18 protein-coding genes are annotated in these 23,148 nt (G+C 61.1%); 7 read left to right on the forward strand and 11 right to left on the reverse strand.

Annotation, left to right across the window (positions count from 1 at the left end):
- Positions 1-23 precede the first annotated feature (23 nt).
- Positions 24-806 carry a transporter substrate-binding domain-containing protein gene (locus M5B43_RS03645; protein WP_248748828.1) on the reverse strand — a complete coding sequence of 261 codons (783 nt, stop codon included), beginning with the start codon at positions 804-806 and terminating at the stop codon, positions 24-26.
- Positions 807-971: 165 nt separating this feature from the next.
- Positions 972-1,205: a hypothetical protein gene (locus tag M5B43_RS03650; protein WP_248748829.1), complete on the reverse strand. Its 234-nt coding sequence runs from the start codon at positions 1,203-1,205 to the stop codon at positions 972-974.
- 214 nt (positions 1,206-1,419) lie between these two features.
- On the opposite strand from M5B43_RS03650, the gene M5B43_RS03655 reads away from it, so the two are divergent.
- The 7 genes from M5B43_RS03655 to M5B43_RS03685 all read left to right on the forward strand — a co-directional run bounded on the left by M5B43_RS03655 (position 1,420) and on the right by M5B43_RS03685 (position 12,462).
- Entirely contained in the window at positions 1,420-2,586 is a 1,167-nt protein-coding gene (locus M5B43_RS03655; protein WP_248748830.1) for an efflux RND transporter periplasmic adaptor subunit, read from the forward strand.
- Positions 2,583-5,678, forward strand: coding sequence for a multidrug efflux RND transporter permease subunit (locus M5B43_RS03660; protein ID WP_248748831.1), 3,096 nt, complete (start codon positions 2,583-2,585; stop codon positions 5,676-5,678). The genes M5B43_RS03655 and M5B43_RS03660 overlap by 4 nt, the downstream gene beginning before the upstream one ends.
- A gap of 8 nt (positions 5,679-5,686) precedes the next feature.
- Complete coding sequence (locus tag M5B43_RS03665; protein WP_248748832.1) at positions 5,687-6,379, forward strand: heavy metal response regulator transcription factor; 693 nt, start codon at positions 5,687-5,689, stop codon at positions 6,377-6,379.
- Positions 6,369-7,733 (forward strand): heavy metal sensor histidine kinase, encoded by a 1,365-nt coding sequence (locus tag M5B43_RS03670; protein ID WP_248748833.1) that lies wholly within the window; start codon positions 6,369-6,371, stop codon positions 7,731-7,733. The genes M5B43_RS03665 and M5B43_RS03670 overlap by 11 nt, the downstream gene beginning before the upstream one ends.
- A 264-nt stretch (positions 7,734-7,997) precedes the next feature.
- Entirely contained in the window at positions 7,998-9,320 is a 1,323-nt protein-coding gene (locus M5B43_RS03675; protein ID WP_248748834.1) for an OprD family porin, read from the forward strand.
- A gap of 85 nt (positions 9,321-9,405) precedes the next feature.
- On the forward strand, positions 9,406-10,902 hold the full coding sequence (locus tag M5B43_RS03680) for a sensor domain-containing diguanylate cyclase (RefSeq protein ID WP_248748835.1): 1,497 nt from the start codon (positions 9,406-9,408) through the stop codon (positions 10,900-10,902).
- Positions 10,903-10,965: 63 nt separating this feature from the next.
- Complete coding sequence (locus tag M5B43_RS03685) at positions 10,966-12,462, forward strand: sensor domain-containing diguanylate cyclase (RefSeq protein WP_248748836.1); 1,497 nt, start codon at positions 10,966-10,968, stop codon at positions 12,460-12,462.
- Positions 12,463-12,622: 160 nt separating this feature from the next.
- Here the strand turns inward: M5B43_RS03685 and lpxC are convergent, their stop codons facing one another.
- The 9 genes from lpxC to murD form a co-directional block, all read right to left on the reverse strand.
- Positions 12,623-13,534 (reverse strand): UDP-3-O-acyl-N-acetylglucosamine deacetylase, encoded by a 912-nt coding sequence (gene lpxC / locus M5B43_RS03690; protein WP_003171886.1) that lies wholly within the window; start codon positions 13,532-13,534, stop codon positions 12,623-12,625.
- A gap of 112 nt (positions 13,535-13,646) precedes the next feature.
- Complete coding sequence (gene ftsZ / locus M5B43_RS03695; RefSeq protein ID WP_248748837.1) at positions 13,647-14,843, reverse strand: cell division protein FtsZ; 1,197 nt, start codon at positions 14,841-14,843, stop codon at positions 13,647-13,649.
- Positions 14,844-14,983: 140 nt separating this feature from the next.
- A complete protein-coding gene (gene ftsA, locus M5B43_RS03700) occupies positions 14,984-16,246 on the reverse strand; it encodes a cell division protein FtsA (RefSeq protein WP_248748838.1) in 1,263 nt (420 codons plus the stop codon).
- Between the two features lie 15 nt (positions 16,247-16,261).
- The gene (locus tag M5B43_RS03705) at positions 16,262-17,131 is read right to left on the reverse strand and encodes a cell division protein FtsQ/DivIB (RefSeq protein ID WP_248748839.1); all 870 of its coding nucleotides are present in this window, start codon (positions 17,129-17,131) and stop codon (positions 16,262-16,264) included.
- 4 nt (positions 17,132-17,135) lie between these two features.
- On the reverse strand, positions 17,136-18,092 hold the full coding sequence (locus M5B43_RS03710; protein ID WP_248748840.1) for a D-alanine--D-alanine ligase: 957 nt from the start codon (positions 18,090-18,092) through the stop codon (positions 17,136-17,138).
- A complete protein-coding gene (murC, locus tag M5B43_RS03715; RefSeq protein WP_248748841.1) occupies positions 18,089-19,534 on the reverse strand; it encodes a UDP-N-acetylmuramate--L-alanine ligase in 1,446 nt (481 codons plus the stop codon). Before murC ends, M5B43_RS03710 begins: the two co-directional genes overlap by 4 nt.
- The gene (gene murG, locus M5B43_RS03720) at positions 19,527-20,597 is read right to left on the reverse strand and encodes an undecaprenyldiphospho-muramoylpentapeptide beta-N-acetylglucosaminyltransferase (RefSeq protein WP_248748842.1); all 1,071 of its coding nucleotides are present in this window, start codon (positions 20,595-20,597) and stop codon (positions 19,527-19,529) included. The genes murC and murG overlap by 8 nt, the downstream gene beginning before the upstream one ends.
- Entirely contained in the window at positions 20,587-21,804 is a 1,218-nt protein-coding gene (gene ftsW, locus M5B43_RS03725) for a putative lipid II flippase FtsW (protein WP_058414267.1), read from the reverse strand. Before ftsW ends, murG begins: the two co-directional genes overlap by 11 nt.
- A complete protein-coding gene (gene murD / locus M5B43_RS03730; RefSeq protein ID WP_248748843.1) occupies positions 21,801-23,147 on the reverse strand; it encodes a UDP-N-acetylmuramoyl-L-alanine--D-glutamate ligase in 1,347 nt (448 codons plus the stop codon). Before murD ends, ftsW begins: the two co-directional genes overlap by 4 nt.
- Between the last annotated feature and the right edge of the window lies 1 nt (position 23,148).

A 23,148-nucleotide genomic window follows, 5' to 3' on the forward strand; every position in this document is an offset into this window, starting at 1 on the left:
TGTTCCGCGCAACGCGTTAGCCCTCATGGATTGGAAGCCGGCACGTCGAGACGGTAAGGCTGGAGGATGCGCTGGTACTCGCCGTTTTGCTTGAGTTGTTCAAGTGCCTGGTTGAGCTCATTACGCAACGCTGTGTCGGGTTTGCGCACGGCAATCGCCACGCTGTCACCCAACAGATCGGACGACACGACCGGGCCGAGAAAATCGAAATCCAGGCCCTCAGCCGTGTCGAGCAGTGCCTCACGGATTTCCATGGCACCTTGCAAGGTCGCATCGATCTCGCCCTCGACCAGGCTGCGAACCAGTTGGTCATTGAGCCAGAAACTCTTGATGACCACGCCCGCTGGCGCCCATCGCGCCAGGGCAAAGGCTTCACGATTACTACTCACCAGTACCCCCACACGCTTACGCTTGAGCGACCGCCGGTCCGGGGTCAGGCCCGACGCTTTACGGGCCACCAGGCGAGTTGTGATCGGGTAAAGGTCATCGGTGAAGTTCACCCGCTGACGCCGGCTCGAGGTCGGCGCCATCCCCATGATCGCGTCGAACCGCCTGGCTTCAAGGGCAGAGAAGTTTTCGACAACCACCTGATCGACCCACGTGCAGTGTGCGTTGAGTTGCTCGCACAGCGCGTTACCCAGCTCGATGTTCAGACCTACCAGTTGCCCTTGCGGGTTACGGCTTTGAAAAGGAGGGAAATGCGCGGCAATGGCGAAGCGGATTTCGCGCCGCGGAGGATCGTCGGCGGCGGCAGCGTCCGCCGACAGCAACAGGGCAAGCGCTGCACAAATGTGTATCAGGGCCACGGGAATGTCCTTTTCCGGAAAGGGCTGCCTCACTGCACCCCGCTGAACATCCATTGGAGTGGCGCAAATGCTGTGCAAGCTTTCAAGAAACGGTCGCGGACCTACAAGCAGAAATGTCTACGCGCGCCGTAGGCAATAGCCTATAAGGCGCACGAAGCTTTAGTCTCAGCGTTTACCCATCGACCGACGCGTGCCCGGTGGCGCCATGCCCGGCGTCTTGGTGTGGCCGTTCTTGGCGCCACCCTTATACCAAGGCTGGCTGGCATGCTTGGCCCCAGCCAGTTCACCCGGTTTGAAGGGGAACTTGAACGCCGGAATCTCGGCTTTTTCAACGCCGTCGGCGTTGGCCGAATCGACGAGGTCGGCCGCTTCGACAGGGGGTTGGGTCGGGGAAGTCATGGATGCTCCGGGGCGTGCAAAAAATGAGGCGGGGCCGGCTTGCGGGCCACACTGGCGCGCAGTATACCTGCGGCCCTCGGATCTTTAACTATTGTCGTACGAATGGTCTGAGCTTAACTGACAGCGCTGTCAGATAGCGGTCACTCTGCTGACCCGGTCGACGGGCTATAACGGTTCCATCACTCTTCCGATCCTTTGCCCTGGCGCCTCACCTATGCAAATTAAACGAACCACGGCCCTGATAGTGGGCGTCCTCTTGGTGCTGGCCCTTGCAGCCTGGGCATTGACCCGGCCGGCCAAGACCCGACTGGCAGCGCCAACCGCTATTGCGGTACGTGTGGTGAGTGTGGTGCAACGGGACGTTCCTCGGTTTGTCGCCGGTATTGGCTCGGTATTGTCGTTGCACAGCGTGGTGATTCGCCCGCAGGTCGACGGCATCCTCACCAAACTGCTGGTCAAGGAAGGCCAATGGGTGAAAGCCGGCGACCTGCTGGCGACTATTGATGACCGCTCGATCCGCGCCAGCCTCGATCAGGCCAAGGCGCAACTGGGAGAAAACCAGGCACAGCTGCAAGTGGCACTGGTCAACCTCAAGCGCTACAAGGAACTGAGCATTGACGACGGCGTGTCGAAGCAGACCTATGACCAGCAACAGGCGCTGGTCAACCAGCTCAAGGCCACCGCGCAAGGTAATCTGGCGGCAATAGATTCCGCCCAGGTGCAACTCTCCTACACCCAGATCCGCTCTCCCGTCAGCGGTCGCGTCGGCATTCGCAGCGTGGATGAAGGTAATTTCTTGCGTATGAGTGACACTCAGGGGTTGTTCTCGGTCACCCAGATCGACCCGATTGCCGTTGAGTTCTCCCTGCCGCAACAGATGCTGCCCATTCTGCAAGGTTTGATCGCCGCACCGACCCAGGCCAGCGTCGATGCCTATCTGGGCGCCGACACCGATGGCCAGACCGGCGAGCTGCTGGGCGAAGGCCACTTGAGTTTGATCGACAACCAGATCAGCTCGACCACCGGCACCCTGCGTGCCAAGGCCGAGTTCCAGAACGCCTCGCAGAAGCTATGGCCGGGGCAACTGGTGACCATCAAGATCCAGACGGCCCTCGACAAGAACGCCCTGGTGGTGCCGCCCACGGTGGTACAGCGTGGCCTCGACTCGCACTTCGTGTACCGGGTGAGCGGTGACAAAGTGGACGTGGTACCCGTGCAAGTCACCTACCAGGACAGCGAGATCAACATCATCAAGGGCGTGCAGGCCGGGGATGTGCTGGTCAGCGACGGGCAGTCGCGCCTCAAGGCCGGTGCCCAGGTGGACGTGCTCAAGGAGCCGCCCCAAGTGATTCAGACCACAGACACCAAGGTGCAACCATGAGCGGCAGCCGTTCGCCCTCGGCCTGGTGCGTCGATCACCCGGTTGCCACCTTGCTGCTGACGTTCGCCTTGGTGCTATTGGGGCTGATCGCCTTCCCGCGCCTGGCCGTCGCGCCCCTGCCGGAAGCGGAATTCCCGACGATCCAGGTGACAGCCACCCTCCCCGGCGCCAGCCCCGATACCATGGCGTCGTCGGTGGCCACACCGCTGGAGGTGCAATTCAGTGCCATCCCCGGCATGACGCAAATGACCTCCAGCAGCGCCTTGGGCTCCACCCTCCTGACCCTGCAATTCACCCTGAACAAAAGCATCGACACCGCCGCGCAAGAAGTTCAGGCCGCGATCAACACCGCATCCGGCAAGCTGCCCAGCGATATGCCAAGCCTGCCGACCTGGAAGAAGGTGAACCCGGCGGACAGCCCGGTGCTGATCCTCAGTGTCAGCTCCGATAGCATGCCCAGCACCGAGTTGAGCGACTATGTGGAAACCCTGCTGGCACGCCAGATCAGCCAGATTGACGGCGTCGGCCAGATCAACATCACCGGCCAGCAACGCCCGGCGATTCGCGTGCAGGCATCACCCGACAAGCTCGCGGCCGTTGGCCTGACCCTCGCTGACATCCGCCTGACCATCCAGCAGTCAAGTTTGAACCTGGCCAAGGGCGCGATCTATGGCGAGAACAGCGTGTCGACCCTGTCGACCAACGACCAACTTTTTCATCCGGATGAATACGGCCAACTGATCGTTTCCTACAAAAACGGTGCACCGGTTCAACTGCGGGATATCGCCAAGGTCATCAACGGTTCGGAAAACGCCTACGTCCAAGCCTGGTCCGGCGATACGCCTGGGGTCAACCTGGTGATTTCACGCCAGCCCGGCGCCAACATTGTCGAGACCGTCGACCGTATTCAAGCGGAACTGCCGCGCCTGGAAGGCATGTTGCCAGCCTCGGTGCAGGTCAGTGTGCTGACCGACCGCACCAAGACCATCCGCGCCTCATTGCATGAAGTGGAAGTGACGCTGTTGATCGCCATCCTGCTGGTGGTCGCGGTGATGGCGCTGTTCCTGCGCCAACTGTCGGCCACTTTGATTGTGTCGAGCGTGCTCGGTGTGTCGCTGGTGGCCAGTTTCGCCCTGATGTATGTGATGGGGTTCAGCCTGAACAACCTGACCCTGGTGGCGATCGTCATTGCCGTCGGCTTTGTGGTGGATGATGCGATTGTGGTGGTGGAGAACATTCACCGTCACCTGGAAGCCGGCCTGGATAAACGCGAAGCGGCAATCAAAGGCTCCGGCGAAATTGGTTTTACCGTCGTGTCCATCAGCTTCTCGCTGGTGGCGGCGTTTATTCCGCTGCTGTTCATGGGCGGCGTGGTTGGGCGACTGTTCAAGGAATTTGCCCTGACGGCCACGTCGACCATCCTGATTTCGGTGGTGGTCTCGCTGACCTTGGCGCCGACATTGGCGGCCTTGTTCATGCGCGCACCGACCCATCGAGCCCACGACAAACCGACCTTCAGCGAACGCCTGCTGGCCGGCTACGCGCGCAACCTGCGCCGTGCGCTGGCCCACCAACGCAGCATGGCCGCCATCTTCGTGGTGACCCTGGCCCTGGCGGTGGTCGGCTACGTGTTTATCCCCAAGGGGTTCTTCCCGGTCCAAGACACCGGCTTTGTGCTGGGCACCAGCGAAGCCGCGGCCGATGTGTCGTACCCGGACATGGTCGCCAAACACAAGGCCCTGGCCGAGATCGTCAAGGCCGACCCGGCCGTAGAAGCCTTCTCTCATTCGGTCGGCGTCACCGGCAGCAACCAGACCATCGCCAACGGCCGCTTCTGGATCGCCTTGAAAGACCGCAGTGATCGCGATGTGTCTGCCAGCCAGTTCATCGACCGCATCCGCCCGAAACTGGCCAAGGTGCCGGGTATCGTGCTGTACCTGCGCGCCGGCCAAGACATCAACTTGAGTTCCGGCCCCAGCCGCGCCCAGTACCAATATGTACTCAAGAGCAACGACGGCCCGACGCTCAACACCTGGACCCAACGCCTCACCGAAAAACTGCGCGCCAACCCGGCGTTTCGCGACCTGTCCAATGACCTGCAACTGGGCGGCAGCATCACCCACATCAGCATCGATCGCCAAGCCGCCGCACGTTTTGGCCTGACGGCCACCGACGTCGATCAGGCGCTGTACGACGCGTTCGGCCAGCGCCAGATCAACGAGTTCCAGACCGAAACCAACCAATACCAAGTCGTGCTGGAACTGGACAGCCGGCAGCGCGGCAAAGCCGAAAGCCTGAACTACTTTTACCTGCGCTCGCCGCTGACCAACGAGATGGTGCCGCTGTCGGCACTGGCCAAGGTCGACCCACCCACCGTTGGGCCATTGTCCATCAGCCACGACGGCATGTTCCCCGCCGCCAACCTGTCGTTCAACCTGGCGCCCGGCGTGGCGCTGGGCGATGCGGTGATCATGCTCAACCAGGCCAAGAACGAAATTGGCATGCCGGCGACCCTGATCGGTACCTTCCAGGGCGCGGCCCAGGCGTTCCAGAGCTCGCTGGCCAGTCAACCCTGGCTGATCCTCGCGGCACTGGTGGCGGTCTACATTATCCTGGGTGTGCTGTATGAGAGTTTCGTGCACCCGCTGACGATCATTTCCACCTTGCCGTCAGCGGGCCTGGGCGCGCTGATCATGCTGTGGCTGCTGGGCCAGGACTTTTCGATCATGGCCTTGATCGGCCTGGTGCTGCTGATCGGCATTGTGAAGAAAAACGGCATCCTGATGATCGACTTCGCCCTGGAAGCCCAACGGGTACGTGGGCTGCCACCGCAAGAGGCGATCTATGAAGCGTGCGTCACACGGTTCCGGCCGATCATCATGACCACCCTCGCCGCGCTACTGGGTGCGGTGCCGTTGATGCTGGGCTCCGGCCCGGGCGCGGAACTGCGCCAGCCGTTGGGGATCGCGGTGGTCGGCGGCTTGCTGGTCAGCCAGGCGCTGACGCTGTTCACCACACCGGTCATATACTTGTACCTTGAAAAGTTTTTCCACAGGCCCAAACCAGCGCTTGAGCTGGCGACCACACACTGAGGCCGGTCATGCGCGTCCTGATTATCGAAGATGAAGAAAAAACCGCGGACTACCTGCACCGTGGCCTGACGGAGCAAGGCTACACCGTCGACGTGGCGCGCGAAGGCGTCGAGGGGCTGCACCTGGCGCTGGAGAACGATTACGCCGTGATCGTGCTCGACGTCATGCTGCCCGGCCTCGATGGCTTTGGCGTATTGCGTGCGTTACGTGCACGCAAACAGACGCCGGTGATCATGCTGACGGCCCGTGAGCGCGTGGAAGATCGCATTCGCGGCCTGCGCGAAGGTGCCGACGACTATCTGGGCAAACCCTTTTCCTTCCTGGAACTGGTGGCGCGCCTGCAAGCGTTGACCCGTCGCAGTGGTGGCCACGAACCGGTGCAGGTCACCATCGCCGACTTGTGGATCGACCTGATCAGCCGCAAGGCCAGCCGCAACGGCGTGCGCCTGGACCTGACCGCCAAGGAGTTCTCGCTGCTCAGCGTATTGGCACGGCGCCAGGGTGAAATCCTGTCCAAGACCTCGATTGCCGAGATGGTCTGGGACATCAATTTCGACAGCGATGCGAACGTCGTCGAAGTGGCGATCAAGCGTCTGCGCGCCAAGCTCGACGGGCCATTCGAACAAAAGCTGCTGCACACCATTCGTGGCATGGGCTATGTGCTGGAGAACCGCATGCAGGAGAACCAAAGTGGCGGCTAACTCCATCGCGCTGCGCCTGAGCGGCATGTTCACCCTGGTGGCGCTGCTGATCTTCGTGTTGATCGGTGGCGCGCTGTACCAGCAGGTCGATCGGGGCTTGGGGTTGTTGCCGGGCGCGGAGCTGGATGCGCGATACAGCGTGCTGGAGTCGTCGGTAAACCGCTTCGGCACGCCTGACCACTGGGCGAAAATCACCGCTAAATTGAAGTTGCTCGGCGAAGAGGACAAACGCATCCGCTTCTGGGTCGTGAGCGGTGACCCGACCTATGAATACGGCAACCCCGATGCACAGATCCGTGCCTTCGCCGAGGGGCCGACCGGTAAGCGCGACTTGCGCCTGCCAGGGCATGAATACCCGTTCAAGGTGTTGCTGAGCCAGTTTCCGGCCAAAGAACAACGCCCGCCGCTGCGCTTTATGATTGCCATCGACACCGAGAATTTCCGGGCTACCCAGCACCAACTGCTGATGGCCTTGATCGGCCTGGCGTTTGTCGGTGTGGTGCTGGCTGCGCTGCTGGGGTTCTGGGTGTCGCGCATCGGCCTCAAGCCGTTGGAAAAGCTCTCGGATGAAGCGCAAAAACTCGCGCCGCCAAAGCTCTCCGGGCGCTTGCACCTGTCGCCCTTGCCGCCGGAGCTGAGCCAGTTCGTCAATTCGTTCAACGCCACCCTCGACCGCGTCGAACACGCCTACTCGCGCCTGGAGTCGTTCAACGCCGACGTCGCCCACGAGCTGCGCTCGCCACTGACCAACCTGATTGGCCAGACCCAAGTGGCGCTGACCCGTGGGCGTTCGGCCGAGCATTATTTCGAGGTGCTGCAATCCAACCTGGAAGAGCTGGAGCGGTTGCGTTCCATCATCAACGACATGCTGTTCCTCGCCAGTGCCGACCAGGGCAGCAAGGCCACCAAGCTGATCGAAAGCTCCCTGGCCAAAGAGGTGGCAACCACCCTCGACTACCTGGATTTCATCCTCGAAGACGCCCAGGTCAAGGTGCAGGTACGCGGTGACGCCGTGGTGCAGATCGAAAAAGCCCACCTGCGTCGCGCACTGATCAACCTGTTGAGTAATGCCGTGCAGCACACGGCGCCTGGGCAGACCATCGACGTGAACATTGAGGTCCAGGCGCACCAGGTGGCGATTGGGGTGACCAACCCCGGTGCCGAAATTGCCAGCGAGCACCTGCCACGGCTGTTCGAACGCTTCTATCGTGTGGACGCGTCGCGCAGCAACAGCGGGGCGAACCACGGGTTGGGGCTGGCCATCGTCAAGGCGATTGCGCTGATGCACGGCGGGGATGTGTTTGTACGCAGCGACGGGGTCGGCAATACCTTCGGTATCACCCTGCCCGTCTAGCTGACTGTTGCGATTTGGGCAACAGTCATTATCTTGTTACACTCTGTATCGCACCGCTCACCTGCGTTACTTTGACGCACCGATGAGCGCAACGGCAAAGGCAGCTGACCCGCTCACCCGAATTTCCCTCGACTTTTTTCCAGGGCTCTACACTGGGAATCTGTCTTAAAGCCGCTGACTTCAGCGGCTTTTTTTTGCCGTAAAAAAGGCCAGGCATACCCCCACGACATTGGCCGTTTCCGATTGACCAAAGGAGCTCCACCGGTGAAAACCTCGCTGACGTTCACCCCGTTATTCCTCGCTGTTGCCGCAACGATCGCCCCCCTCGCCCATGCGGCAGACAACCCCTCCGCCGACGGTTTCATCGAAGGCTCAAGCCTTAAGATCAACACCCGCAACTACTACATGAACCGTGACCGCCGCGACACTCACACCGATGACAGCAAGGAATGGGGCCAGGGCTTTATCGGTATCTTCGAATCCGGCTACACCCCGGGTACCGTCGGTTTCGGCCTGGATCTGAATGCCATGCTCGGCCTCAAGCTCGACGGCGGTGGCGGCACCGACGGCTCCAGCATCCTGCCTGTGGGCTCCGGCAACGGCAAAGCTCCCGGTTCGTTTTCGACCGCCGGCGGTACCTTGAAAATGCGCGCCTTTAATACCGAACTGAAGGCCGGCGACCTGTTCCTCAACAACCCGGTGATCGCCGGTGGCATGACCCGCATGTTGCCGCAGACCTTCCGTGGCGTCAGCCTGACCAACCACAGCATCGACGGCTGGATGTTCGAAGGTGGCCAGGCCAGCTTCACCAAGCTCTATAACCAGAGCGGCCACCGCCGCATCGGCACCAGCTACGGCACGTTACCGGCGAACGCCGACAGCCAGCACCTGGACTGGGCCGGCGTGTCATTCAGTGGCGTTCCCGACCTGACCAGCAACTTGTACGCCTCCGAACTCAAGGATGTGTGGCATCAGTATTACTACGACCTGGACTACACCTACGCCCTGAACGACCTGGTCAGCCTGAACCCCGGCCTGCACTACTACCACACCGAAGACACCGGGCAGTCGTTGCTGGGGAACATCGACAACAACACCTACAGCCTGCATTTCACCGTGGGCGTGGGCCATCACAGCGTGACTGCCGCCTACCAGCGGGTCAACGGCAACACGCCGTTCGACTACATCACCCAAGGCGACAGCATTTACCTGGATAACTCCCAGCAGTACTCGGACTTCAACGGCCCCAACGAGCGCTCATGGAAACTCAAGTACGCCTATGATTTTGCGGGCCTCGGTTTGCCCGGCCTGACATCTGCCCTCTCGTATATCAGCGGCAAGACCGACCTGACCAAAGTCGACCCGAACAGCCGCGGCTATGCCACGTGGTACAGCGCCGACGGCAAGGATGCCAAGCACTGGGAACGGGATATCGACCTCAAATATGTGGTGCAAGGCGGCAAGGCCAAAGACCTGGCCGTGCGCCTGCAATGGGCGACCAACCGCGGTGGCAATGGCTACTCGGCGGTGGACCGGGATGTGGATGAGTACCGGGTGATCGTGGATTACCCGATCAACGTGTTCTAACGACCCCATCTTTATTCTGCCCCCATGATTTAATTTTCATCGCGTAGAACTAAACTGCCAGCATCTCCCTGCTGAAGTCTGCGCGATGAGTCAACCCCGCATTCGTACCGCCCCCGCACGCCCTGAGCGTCTGCTGATGATGGGCAGTGGCCTCACCGTCACGCTGATCGTGATTATCGTTGCCGTATTGCTGAGCCGCGAACACGCCAGCACCCTGCAAGCGGCCAAGCGCGCGACCACCAACATCACCCAACTGATCAACGCGGATGTGTTGCGCAATGCAGAGCTCTATGACTTGGCGCTGAAGGGGTTGATTGCGGCCACTGCGCGCATGGACTTGAACCAGGCATCCCCGGAAATCCGGCACATGGTGCAGTTTGACCAATCCACTGCGGCGCCTTTCAAAGGTGAAGTGCTGTTACTGGATGCCGGGGGCGCCGTGGTTGCCGACTCCTCGACGCTATGGCCCACGCCGCGCAATTTCGCCAACCGGGATTACTTCCAGGCCCATCAACAAAATAGCCAGGCCGGTCTGTTTATCAGCCGTCCGTTCAAGATCCGCTGCAATTGCGATCAAGTGTGGCGTATCGCATTCAGTCGCAGGGTGACCGGGCCTGACGGTGAATTTGCCGGCGTCGCCGTGGCGACAATGCGCCTGGCGTATTTCGACCAGTTGTTCAACCGCCTCACCATCGGCAATGGCAGCAGCGTCAACCTGCTGAACACCCAAGGCATTCTCCTGGCCCAGCAGCCGTTGCTGGAGCGCGACATGATCGACAAGGACTTGAGCGACCGACCCAATTTCAAACGTATCCTTCGCGAAGGCGAAGGCAGCTTCCAAGCGATCTCCGCGCTGAGCGGCAAAGAACGTTTGTATACGTTTACCAATGTGGGCGAACTACCGCTGATTGTGGTGGTGGCCCTGGCCAGCGAAGACGTGTTTGCCCCCTGGAAGCGCGCCGCGCTTCTGACCAGTGGCGCTACTGGCGTTCTTTGCATTGGCCTGCTATGGCTGACCTGGATGCTGCGCCGGGAACTGCGCCGTCGCTATCGCGCCGAACAGGTATTGTCGGAACTGGCAGCCACCGACGCCCTGACCGGCCTGGCCAACCGCCGCACCCTGGATCAGCGCCTGCGCCTGGAATGGGACCGGGCCCAACGCTCATCCGAGCCGCTGACCCTGCTGATGATCGATGTGGACCACTTCAAAGCCTTCAACGACAACCACGGCCATCCCGCGGGTGACGAGGCCTTGCGCACGGTGGCTCAGGTCATCGGCGGGAACGTCCGTCGCCCCGCCGACCTGGCGGCGCGCTATGGCGGCGAAGAGTTTGCCGTGGTGTTGCCCCATACTGACGTCAAGGGCGCCTGGGTGATTGCCGAGCATATACGCAGCAGTGTTGAACATTTGCCCCGTGTGGAGGGCGCGCAGGGGCCGATCACCGTGAGTATCGGCATGAGCACCTGGGACAAGCACAGTCGCCTATCGCTGGAAACGCTGCAGCTGCGGGCGGACCAGGCGCTGTATGAGGCCAAGCACAGCGGACGAAACAGGGTTGCAGAGGCCGCCCCCAAGACTTGACCGGCCCCCGCAACGCCCTACAACAACTACGCTATTGCCATTCTCAAAGCAGAAGTAAAGCTGATGAGCCCGAGCCTCTCTCTCCCTACCCGTCGCCCGGAGCGCTTGCTGATCCTGGGTAGTTGCCTCACGGTCGTTGTGATTGTGGGAGTCGTTACTGCCCTGCTGATTCGTGAGCACGCCAATACGCTGCAGACAGCCAAACGCACGGCCAACAACATCACCCAGCTGATTGACGCCGATGTACTGCGTAACGTCGAGCTGTACGACATGGCCCTCAAGGGCCTGATATCCGCCACCGAGCGCAGTGACCTGCAGGGTGTATCAGCCAATATTCGCCACCTGGTACTGTTCGACCGCTCCGCCGCTGCCCCCTACAAAGGTGACATCCTGCTACTGGACGCCAATGGCGAGGTGATCGCCGACTCGTCCCTGCTCATACCCAAGAAGGGCAATTTCGCCGACCGCGACTATTTCCAGGTCCACCGCGCTACCCCCGACGTCGGCCTGTACATCAGTCGCCCATTCAGTGCCCGCTGCATCTGCGACGACCAATGGCGCATTGCATTCAGCCGCCGGGTTTCTGCACCGGACGGACGCTTCCAGGGCGTCGCCGTGGCCTCCATGCGCCTGTCGTACTTCCAGCAACTGTTCAGCAACCTGAGTATCGGCAGCAACAGCACCATCAACTTGATCAATCAACAGGGCATCCTGCTGGCACAGCAACCCATGCTGGAGTTGGACATGGTCGACAAGGACCTGAGCCTGCGCCCGAACGTCGCGCGCATGCTCAAGGAGCACAACGGCAGCTTTCGTGGCGTTTCCAGCGTCGACCGCCAGGAGCGGCTCTACAGTTTCTCCAGCGTCGGGAACTTGCCGCTGATCGTGGCGGTGGCCGTGTCTACCGATGAAGTCTTCGCGCAATGGAAGCGCGCGGCGCTGTTGATCAGCCTCGCGACAGGGGTACTGTGCATTGGCCTGCTGTGGTTGAGCTGGATGCTGAGCAAGGAACTGCGCCGTCGCCATCGCGCCGAACAGGTGCTGTCAGAACTGGCAGCCACCGATGCCCTGACCGGGGTGGCCAACCGCCGCACACTGGACGAACGCCTGCATCTGGAATGGGACCGGGCGCAACGCTCCACCGAGCCGCTGACCGTGCTGATGATCGATGTGGACCACTTCAAGGCGTTCAACGACCGCCATGGCCATCAGGGCGGTGATGCGGCATTGCGCACGGTGGCCCAGGTGATCGAAGACAACATCCGCCGCCCGGCCGATCTGGCGGCGCGGTATGGCGGTGAAGAATTCGCCGTGGTGCTGCCCCATACCGACGCCAAGGGCGCCTGGCTGATCGCCGAGCATATCCGCAGCAGCGTCGAGCACTTGCCACGGGTGGCCGGAGACGACCAACCGATCACTGTGAGCATCGGCATGAGCACTTGGCAGAAACACAGCCGTATGTCCCTAGAGGATCTGCTGCTCAAGGCCGACCAGGCGCTGTATGAAGCCAAGCACAGCGGCCGTAACCGGACAATGGATGCCGCAACCCGACCGCTGTAGGAGCGAGCTTGCTCGCGAAGAACCTCAACGATAACGGGGGCATCCTGAATGAACAGGGTGCTCTCGGGTTTTTCGCTCGCGCCTACAGGGGTACGAACGCACCATAAAAAAAAGGCCACCCGAAGGCAGCCTTTCAAAACTAAAGAAAGAGAGTTGTTACTTACACCGCCGCAACGGGACGCATGTAAGAGATCGGTGCGGTGCTGGCATCTTCGAAGGTCACGACTTCCCAAGCGTCTGTCTGCTCAATCAACTTGCGCAGCAGCTGGTTGTTAAGGGCGTGGCCCGACTTGAAGCCTTTGAACTCGCCTATCAGGCTATTGCCCAGCAGGTAGAGGTCACCGATTGCATCGAGGATCTTGTGCTTCACGAATTCGTCTTCATAGCGAAGGCCGTCTTCGTTCAGTACACCATCCGCGTCGACCACAATGGCGTTTTCAACGCTGCCGCCGAGTGCGAGGTTGTGCTTGCGCAGGTACTCGATGTCACTCATGAAACCAAAGGTGCGGGCGCGGCTGACTTCTTTTACGAACGAAGTGCTGGAAAAATCCACGCTTGCACTTTGGGTGCGGTCACGGAATACCGGGTGATCGAAATCGATCTCAAAGCTCACTTTAAAGCCTTCGAACGGGACGAAGGTGGCGCGCTTGTCGCCGTCTTCTACTGTCACTTCCCGCAGAATGCGTATGAACTTCTTGGCTGCGTCCTGTTCTTCCAGGCCGGCAGATTGAATCAAGAATACGAAGGGTCCAGCGCTGCCATCCATGATAGGGACTTCGGACGCGGAGAGCTCGACGTAGGCGTTATCGATGCCCAGGCCAGCCATGGCCGAGAGCAAGTGCTCCACCGTGTCCACTTTGACGTCACCGTTGACCAATGTGGTCGACATAGTGGTTTCGCCAACGTTTTCCGCGCGAGCAGGAATCTGCACCACAGGGTCCAGGTCGGCACGCACAAACACGATGCCGGTGTCGACAGGTGCAGGCTTGAGGGTCAGGTATACCTTCTCCCCGGAGTGCAGACCTACACCTGTGGCACGAATAATATTCTTCAGGGTGCGTTGTTTAATCATGGCTTGGACCGCTTCAGCGCAAATTGCGAACTGGTATCAACAAAGGCTGGCGATAATAGCAGACCAGACCTTTGCTGAACACCAATCACCTTCATAGCCCTGATACATTCCATTAATCGGCCTGACGACGCAAGAATGCCGGGATGTCCAGGTAGTCCAGATCATCTTGCGGATTCAAGCTACGGGACGCCGCAGCACCGGCCTGAGCCTGGTTGCGCATCACGGTCGGACGGTCCAGGTCACGGTAGTTCACCGACGGCAGTTCCTGGCGCGCAGGCGCTGGAGCAGCAGCCGCTTGGCTGGCCTGGCTGTTGTGCAGGGTGTTGTCGATGACCTTCACAGGCTTCTCGATTTTCGCGCCCAGGCCGGTAGCAACCACGGTCACGTGCAGTTCATCGCGCATGTCCGGATCGATAACGGTACCGACTTTGACCATGGCGTGCTCGGAAGCGAAGGCTTCGATGATGCTACCCACGTCGGAGTACTCGCCCAGGGACAGGTCGGGACCGGCGGTGATATTCACCAGGATGCCGCGTGCACCTTGCAGGTTCACGTCTTCCAGCAACGGGTTGCGGATGGCCGCTTCGGTGGCTTCACGTGCACGGTTCGGACCGCTGGCGCAGCCAGTGCCCATCATCGCCATGCCCATTTCGCTCATGACAGTGCGTACGTCGGCAAAGTCGACGTTGATCATGCCTGGGCGCTTGATGATGTCGGAGATACCGCGAACGGCACCGGCCAGTACGTCGTCAGCCTTGGCGAAAGCGGACAGCAGGCTGGCGTCTTTGCCCAGGATGGTCAGCAGCTTCTCGTTGGGAATGGTGATCAACGAGTCGACGCTTTCAGACAGCAGACGGATGCCTTCGTCGGCGATCTGCATACGCTTGCGACCTTCGAACGGGAACGGACGGGTCACGACTGCGACCGTCAGAATACCCATTTCCTTGGCCACTTCGGCAATGATCGGTGCAGCACCGGTACCGGTACCGCCGCCCATGCCAGTGGTGATGAACACCATGTTGGTGCCTTGCAGCACTTCGGCAATACGCTCGCGGTCTTCCAGTGCGGCTTGACGGCCGACTTCCGGATTGGCGCCAGCGCCGAGGCCCTTGGTCACGGCTGTGCCCAATTGCAGGATGGTCCGCGCGCCGATACTTTTCAGCGCCTGGGCATCAGTGTTGGCGCAGATGAACTCAACGCCCTCAATGTTGCTTTTGACCATATGGTTGACAGCGTTGCCGCCGCCACCGCCGACACCGATTACTTTGATAACCGGGCTTGCGGGGATGTTGTCTACGAGCTCGAACATGTTCCCTCTCCTTTCGTTTTCTCTAGTTTTTTCGCCTACTACGCCTACTGCCGTAGGAGTTACAAGTTGCAAGCTATTAGCTGCAAGCTTGAAACGCCCTACTCTTGAAACTTGTAACTCGCCGCTTGAAGCTAACTTCGTCAGAAGTTGCTTTTGATCCACGTTTGCAACCGCTCGAACAACGGCGCTTTCGCGTCGTCGTCACTGCGGTAGCTGTCACGGATGCTCGGCCCCGACAGGGAAATGCCGTCGGTCTGCTTTTGCAGCCCGTACAACAGCAAGCCCACACCGGTGGAGTAAATCGGGTTGCGCACCACGTCGCCCAGGCCCTTGACGCCATGGGGCACGCCCAGGCGCACCGGCATGTGGAAGATCTCTTCGGCCAGTTCGACCGCGCCTTCCATCTTCGAGGTGCCACCGGTCAGCACGATGCCGGCCGGGATCAAATCTTCGTAGCCGCTACGGCGCAGTTCAGCCTGGATCAGGGTGAACAGCTCGTCATAACGCGGCTCGACCACTTCGGCCAGGGCCTGGCGCGACAGTTCGCGCGGTGGACGGTCGCCCACGCTTGGCACCTTGATGGTCTCGCCGGCACCGGCCAGCTTGGCCAGGGCGCAGGCGTAGCGGATCTTGATTTCTTCGGCGTACTGGGTCGGGGTACGCAGCGCCATGGCGATGTCGTTGGTGACCTGGTCGCCGGCAATCGGGATCACGGCGGTGTGACGGATCGCACCCTCGGTGAAGATCGCGATGTCGGTGGTGCCGCCGCCGATGTCCACCAGGCACACGCCCAGCTCTTTTTCGTCGTCGGTGAGTACCGAGTAGGCCGAAGCCAGTTGCTCGAGAATGATGTCGTCGATTTCCAGGCCGCAGCGGCGCACGCATTTTTCAATGTTCTGTGCAGCGTTGACGGCGCAGGTCACCACGTGGACCTTGGCTTCCAGACGTACGCCCGACATGCCCAGGGGCTCACGAACGCCTTCCTGGTTATCGATCACGTAGTCTTGCGGCAGGGTATGCAGTACACGCTGGTCAGCGGGAATCGCCACGGCCTGGGCAGCGTCGAGTACGCGTTCAAGGTCGGCCGAGCTGACTTCACGGTCGCGGATCGCCACGATACCGTGTGAGTTCAGGCTACGGATGTGGTTGCCGGCCACGCCGACGAACGCCGAGTGAATCCGGCAACCGGCCATCAGCTGCGCTTCTTCGATAGCGCGCTGGATCGATTGCACGGTGGACTCAATGTTCACCACCACGCCCTTCTTCAGGCCCCGGGACGGATGCGTGCCAATACCGACGATTTCAATAACGCCGTCTTCCCCAACCTCGCCGACCAGCGCCACCACCTTGGAGGTGCCGATATCGAGACCGACGATCATTTTGCCGCTTTGCACGTTTGCCATGGGTCCTGCCTCTTCTTAATTCTTCGCGACAGCGGGTTTGGCTGTCGTCGGCGCAGCCGGTTCACGCCAGCCGACGGCCAGGCCGTTGGCGTAACGCAGGTCGACGCTCGCAATGTTCGTAATCTGTTCTTTCAAGGTCTTGTCATAGATGGCAATAAAGCGGCGCATCTTTTCCACCAAGCGGTCGCGTCCCAGCAACAACTCGATGCCCGGGCCGGAACTGCCTGCCCCGGTCGTCAGAAACCAGCTTCCCCGCTCACGCAGTTCCAGGCGTGCAATGGAGAAGCCCAGCGGCCTCAGCATCTGGCTCAAAGCCTGATACTGCTGCATCACTTGCTGCTGCGCCCGCTGCGGCCCGAACAACTGCGGCAGGTGCTCGTAATTCGCCACTTCACGCGGCGCAAACGCCTGGCCCTGGTTATTCAACAGCGCACCATCGCCCCAACGGGCCACGGGCAATTGTTCTTCCAGGCGGATCGTCACCTGGTCCGGCCATACACGACGGACTTCGGCATGGGCGATCCATGGCATCTGCTCCAGCTCCGAGCGCATGCCGGCCAGGTCGATGGTAAAGAAGCTCGCCGCCAGGTAAGGGCCGATGCGCTGCTGTACCGCTTGCTGGCTGATGTAGCTCAAGTCGCCCTGCACGCTGACCTTGGTGATCGGCCGGTCGGCATACGGCAACAGGCGCTGGGCGCCTTCGTATGTGCCGAAGCCCAACGCCACCAGCAACACCGGCCAGAAGAGCGCCTTGAGGAAACCAAAGTTGGCTTTCGGCAAGCGCACCGACATCGGCTCTTTAGCCACCATCCGACTGGCACCCCGCGGCACCGGCTTGCGGCCGGGGACTTGTGGGGGCTGATGACGAAGCGATGCGCCGTTCATATGCTTAGCCTCTTGGCTCGATGCTTTCGGCCAGGATCGCCAGCACCAACTGCTGGAAATCCAAACCGGCTGCACGGGCTGCCATAGGTACCAGGCTGTGATCGGTCATACCGGGAGCGGTGTTGACTTCAAGGAACCAGAAATTCCCTTGGTCATCCTGCATCACGTCTGCCCGCGCCCAACCGGCGATACCCAGCGCCTCACAGGCTTTCGCCGTGAGGTCCATCAATTCCTGTTCCTTGGTTGCGTCAAGTCCGCACGGGATCCGGTACTGAGTATCGGAGGCCACGTACTTGGCGTCGTAGTCATAAAAGGTGTGGGGCGTGCCCAATGCGATAGGCGGCAATACCTGGCCACGCAGGGTGGCGATGGTGTACTCGGGACCTTGGATCCACTGTTCCACCAACACTTGCGAATCGTAGGTACTTGCCGCTTTCCATGCGTCGATCAATTCGGCGGCCGAGTTCACTTTGGCCATGCCGATACTGGAGCCTTCATGGGCAGGTTTGACGATCAAAGGCAGGCCCAGTTCCTTGGCTGCTGAAATACAATCGTCTTCGCTGCACAGAACGCTGTGACGCGGGGTTGGAATACCCAGGCTGTGCCACACCTGCTTGGTGCGCAACTTGTCCATGGCCAATGCCGACGCGAGGATGCCGCTGCCGGTGTAAGGAATGCCGGCGCACTCCAGCAAGCCTTGCATGCTGCCATCTTCACCACCACGGCCGTGCAGGATGATGAAGGCACGGTCGATCTTCTCGGCCTGCAGGCGAGCGAAGAAGTCATCGCCCACATCGATACCGAACGCATTCACGCCGGCGCTTTGCAGGGCCTCAAGCACAGCGTTGCCAGACTTGAGCGACACTTCGCGCTCAGCGCTCTTGCCACCAAACAACACGGCCACGCGACCAAAGTCGACAGGCGTGATGGTGGAGAACAGGGAGCCGTAGTCAGTGGTCATTTCGACTTCCCCTGTACGCCTGCAAACAGTGGGCTCGCCAGCAATTTTGGCGCAAGGCCACCGATGTCACCGGCGCCCTGGCACAGCAGGATGTCACCGGCACGCAGCAGTGGCTTGACGATCGGCGCCAGGTCCACACCGCGTTCGATGTAGATCGGGTCCAACTGGCCACGCTGACGGATGCTGTTGCACAGCTTGCGGCTGTCAGCGCCCGGGATCGGTTCTTCACCGGCCGGGTAGACTTCCATCAGCAGCAGCACGTTGGCATCGGCCAATACATTGACGAAATCGTCGTACAGGTCGCGGGTACGGCTGTAGCGGTGCGGCTGGTAGACCATCACCAGGCGACGCTCCGGCCAGCCACCACGCACGGCCTTGATCACCGCAGCCACTTCGGTCGGGTGGTGGCCGTAGTCGTCCACCAGCATCACGTCACCGCCTTCGACCGGCAGTTGACCGTAGACCTGGAAACGGCGCCCTACACCAGCGAAGCGCGACAGGCCCTCGACGATGGCTTCATCACTGACACCCTCGTCGGAGGCAATGCAGATGGTCGCCAGGGAGTTCAACACGTTGTGGTTGCCCGGCATGTTCACCGAAACATCCAGTGGTTCACGGTCAGGGCGCAGCACGGTGAAGAAGGTCTGCATACCTTCCTGGCGCACATTGATCGCGCGCACGTCGGCGTCTTCGCTGAAGCCGTAGGTCACGGTCGGACGCTTGACCAGCGGCAGGATTTCACGCACCACCGGATCATCCAGGCACACCACGGCCAACCCGTAGAACGGCAGGTTGTGCAGGAATTCGACGAAGGTTTTCTTCAACTTGTTGAAGTCTCCGTCGTAGGTGGCCATGTGATCTTCATCGATGTTGGTGACCACTGCGACCAGCGGCTGCAGGTGCAGGAAGCTGGCGTCACTTTCATCGGCTTCGGCGATCAGGTAGCGGCTGGTACCGAGCTGAGCATTGGTGCCGGCTGCATTCAAGCGGCCGCCGATGACAAACGTCGGGTCCAGGCCACCGGCCGCGAACACCGAGGCGATCAGGCTGGTAGTGGTGGTCTTGCCATGGGTACCGGCGACGGCGATGCCGTGGCGATAGCGCATCAGCTCGGCGAGCATTTCGGCACGCGGCACGACCGGGATTCGGCGCTCCAGGGCAGTGGCCACTTCCGGGTTGGAGGTATTGACGGCACTGGACACCACCAGCACGTCGGCCTCGGCAGCGTTCTCGGCACGGTGGCCGATAAAGATTTGCGCACCGAAGGTTTTCAGGCGATCGGTAACCAGCGACTCTTTCAAGTCCGAGCCGGATACCTGATAACCCAGGTTCAGCAGCACTTCGGCAATGCCGCACATGCCCACGCCGCCGATACCGACGAAGTGGATGCGACGGATGCGGCGCATTTCCGGTTGTGGCATGGCTTTCTGATTCTCAACCATGGGCCACCTCCAGGCAGATATCGACCACGGTGCGGGTTGCGTCAGGTTTGGCCAGGCGGCTTGCGGTGCTCGCCATGCTGTTGAGTCGTTCCGGTTGCATCAAAACCTCAGTCAGGCGTGCGGCCAAATCGGCGGCGCCAGTCGTTCTTTGCGGCAGTAGGAAGGCAGCGCCCTCCCCGGCCAAATATTCGGCGTTGCGGGTCTGGTGATCGTCGATCGCGTGGGGCAAAGGCACCAGCAAGGACGGCAGACCGGCGGCGGCCAGTTCACTGACGGTCAACGCACCAGCGCGACAGACCACCAGGTCGGCCCAGCCATAGGCATGGGCCATGTCTTTGATGAAGGGCTGCACATTCGCCTCGACCCCCGCCTCGCGGTAGCGAGTGGCGGTCACTTCATCGTGGTTCTTGCCGGCTTGATGGAAGATCTCCGGGCGCAGCTCCACAGGGAGTTGCGCCACGGCTTCCGGCAGCAGTTTATTCAGCGGCTCGGCACCCAGGCTTCCGCCCAGGATCAACAGGTGTGCCTTGCGCCCCGCCGGTGCCTCACGGGCAATGGCCATGAACAGCTCGGTGCGCACCGGGTTACCGGTGGTACGCAGCTTGCCCGAGCGGGCAAAGGTTTTCGGGAACGCTTCACACACTCGCGAGGCCAATGGCACCAACAGGCGGTTCGCAGTCCCGGCAACAGCGTTCTGTTCATGCACGATGACCGGCACGCCGGCGAGCTTGGCGGCGACACCGCCAGGACCGGTGACATAACCACCAAAACCGAGCACGCACACAGGCTTCAGTTCACGAATGACTTTGCGCGCCTGCCACACCGCCTTGAGCAACACGAACGGTGCCTTGAGCAGGGACAGCTTGCCCTTGCCACGCAGACCGGTGACGTTGATCAAATGCAGCGGCAAGCCGGCATTGGGCACCAGTTCGTTTTCGATACCGCGCGGTGTACCCAGCCAATGCACGGTGTAGCCACGGTTCTGGAATTCACGGGCGCACGCCAGGGCCGGGAACACATGGCCCCCGGTGCCGCCTGCCATGATCAGCACATTAGCGCCCATGGTTCGGCTCCTCGGCGAAGTCGCTTTCGCTGAACTCCATCTCTTCGCTGCCCAGGTGGGTTCGACTCTCCCACTCGATGCGCAGCAGCAACCCGAGACAGGCGCAGCAAATCACCAACGAACTGCCGCCGTAGCTGAGGAACGGCAAGGTCAGGCCCTTGGTCGGCAGCAAGCCGACGTTCACACCAATATTGATCAGGAACTGGCCGATCCACAGGAACGACAAGCCATACGCCACATACGCGGCGAAATATTGTTTGGCCTTCTCGGCCCACAGACCGATGTACATGCCGCGTACGCACACGAACACGAACAATGCGACGGTGCACAGCGAACCCACTACGCCGAGTTCTTCGGCAAGTACCGAGAACACGAAGTCGGTGTGTGCTTCCGGCAGGTAGAACTGCTTCTGCACGCTGTTGCCCAGGCCCACGCCGAGCCACTCGCCGCGACCGAAGGCGATCAGCGCCTGGGTCAACTGGTAGCCGGAACCGAACTGGTCGGACCACGGGTCGGTAAAGGTGATCAGACGCGCCATCCGGTAAGGCTGCGCCTGCACCAGTACGGTCACGGCGGCCACGGCCAGCACCACCATCAAGGTGAAACGGAACAGCCCGACGCCGCCGAGGAACAGCATCGCCGCCGCCGCCCCCATCATTACGACGGTGGCACCGAAGTCGGGCTCCATCAGCAACAGGCCAGCCATGGGCAGCAACACGATGAACGGCTTGAAGAAGCCCATCCAGCTTTCGCGCACTTCTTTCTGGCGACGCACCAGGTAACCGGCGAGGTAGATCACCACGAACACCTTGGCGATTTCCGACGGCTGCACGTTGAACGCACCGAAGCCGATCCAGCGCATCGAACCGTTCACCTCACGGCCGATGCCGGGCAGGATCACCATGATCAACAAGCCAAACGCGCCGATCAGCATCAGCCAGCCCAGGCGCTGCCAGGTGGCAATCGGGATCATCATGGTGACGATGCACGCACCGAGGCCGATCACCAGGTACACCAGGTGACGAATCATCATGTACAGGGTATTGCCCGACTGCACGGCGGCGACTTCGGAGGATGCCGACGTGATCATGACCAGGCCCAGGCCCAGCAGCGCCAGGCAACCGGCGAGCATTGGGAAATCGAGGTCGATACCGCGCCCGGTGATAATCGGCGACGGGTACGGCTTGATGATATTTCTGAAATTCATGCCAAGGCCTCCACGGCACGGGCGAACAGCTGGCCGCGCTCTTCGTAGTTCTTGAACATGTCGAAACTGGCGCACGCCGGCGACAGCAGCACCGCATCACCCGGCTGGGCCAGCGCTTTGCATTGGGTAATAGCATCGTCCAGCGAGGTGGCGCGTACCTGCGGTACAGCGTCGCCCAGCGCGGCGGCGATCAAGTCCGAGTCACGGCCGATCAGCACGACGGCGCGGCAATGTGCAGCCACCGGACCTTTAAGGTCTTTGAAGTCGGCACCCTTGCCGTCGCCACCGGCGATCAGCACGAGCTTGCCGTCGATGTCAGCGCCGAGCCCTTCGATGGCGGCCAGTGCGGCGCCCACGTTGGTGGCCTTGGAGTCGTTGTAGTAGCTCACGCCATTGAGGTCGCGCACCCACTGGCAGCGATGCTCCAGGCCGGCGAAAGTGCGCAGGCTCGACAGCATCGCGTCAAATGGCAAGCCGACGGCGTGACCCAACGCCAAGGCCGCCAGGGCATTGGATTGGTTGTGTGCGCCACGGATTTTCAGCTCACGCACCGGCATCAGGTTCTGGAATTCGAAGGCCAGGTATTTCTCGCCGTTCTCTTCGCGAATACCGAAGGCTTTGAAATCAGGTTTGCTCAGGCCAAAAGTCCAGCAGGGCATGCCTTCGCCCATCAGCGGACGGCTGAGGGCATCCTGACGGTTGACCACAAACTGCTTGGCGCCACGGAAGATCCGGTGCTTGGCCAAGTGGTAGGCCGGCAGGCCGCTGTAGCGGTCCATGTGGTCTTCACTCACGTTCAACACGGTGGCCACTTCAGCCCCCAGGTCGTGGGTGGTTTCGAGCTGGAAGCTCGACAGTTCCATCACGTACAACTCGATGTCATCGCTCAGCAGGTCCAGCGCTGGCGTGCCGAGGTTACCGCCCACGGCCACGCGTTTGCCGGCCGCAGCCGCCATTTCGCCCACCAGGGTGGTCACGGTGCTTTTTGCGTTGGAACCGCTGATGGCCACGATCGGCGCTTTCGCGTTACGCGCGAACAGGTCGATGTCGCCGGACAGCTTCACGCCACGTGCCGCAGCGGCTTGCAGGGCCGGTGTCGCCAAGGCCAGGCCGGGGCTCACGTAGAGCTCATCGGCGCGGCACAGAAACTCGACATCCAGCTCGCCACAACGCACTTCCACGTGCGGGTAGTCACGGCGCAGCGTGACCAGCTCCGGTGGATTTTCCCGCGTGTCAGCCACGGCGAACGACGTGCCCCGGTTCGCCAGGAAGCGAACCAGGGACATGCCGCTCTTGCCGAGGCCGACAACGATGCGGAAGTGGTCTGAAGCGATCAGGGACACT

Origin of the sequence: Pseudomonas sp. MWU15-20650 (assembly GCF_023242475.1) — a bacterium.
Taxonomy (GTDB): domain Bacteria; phylum Pseudomonadota; class Gammaproteobacteria; order Pseudomonadales; family Pseudomonadaceae; genus Aquipseudomonas.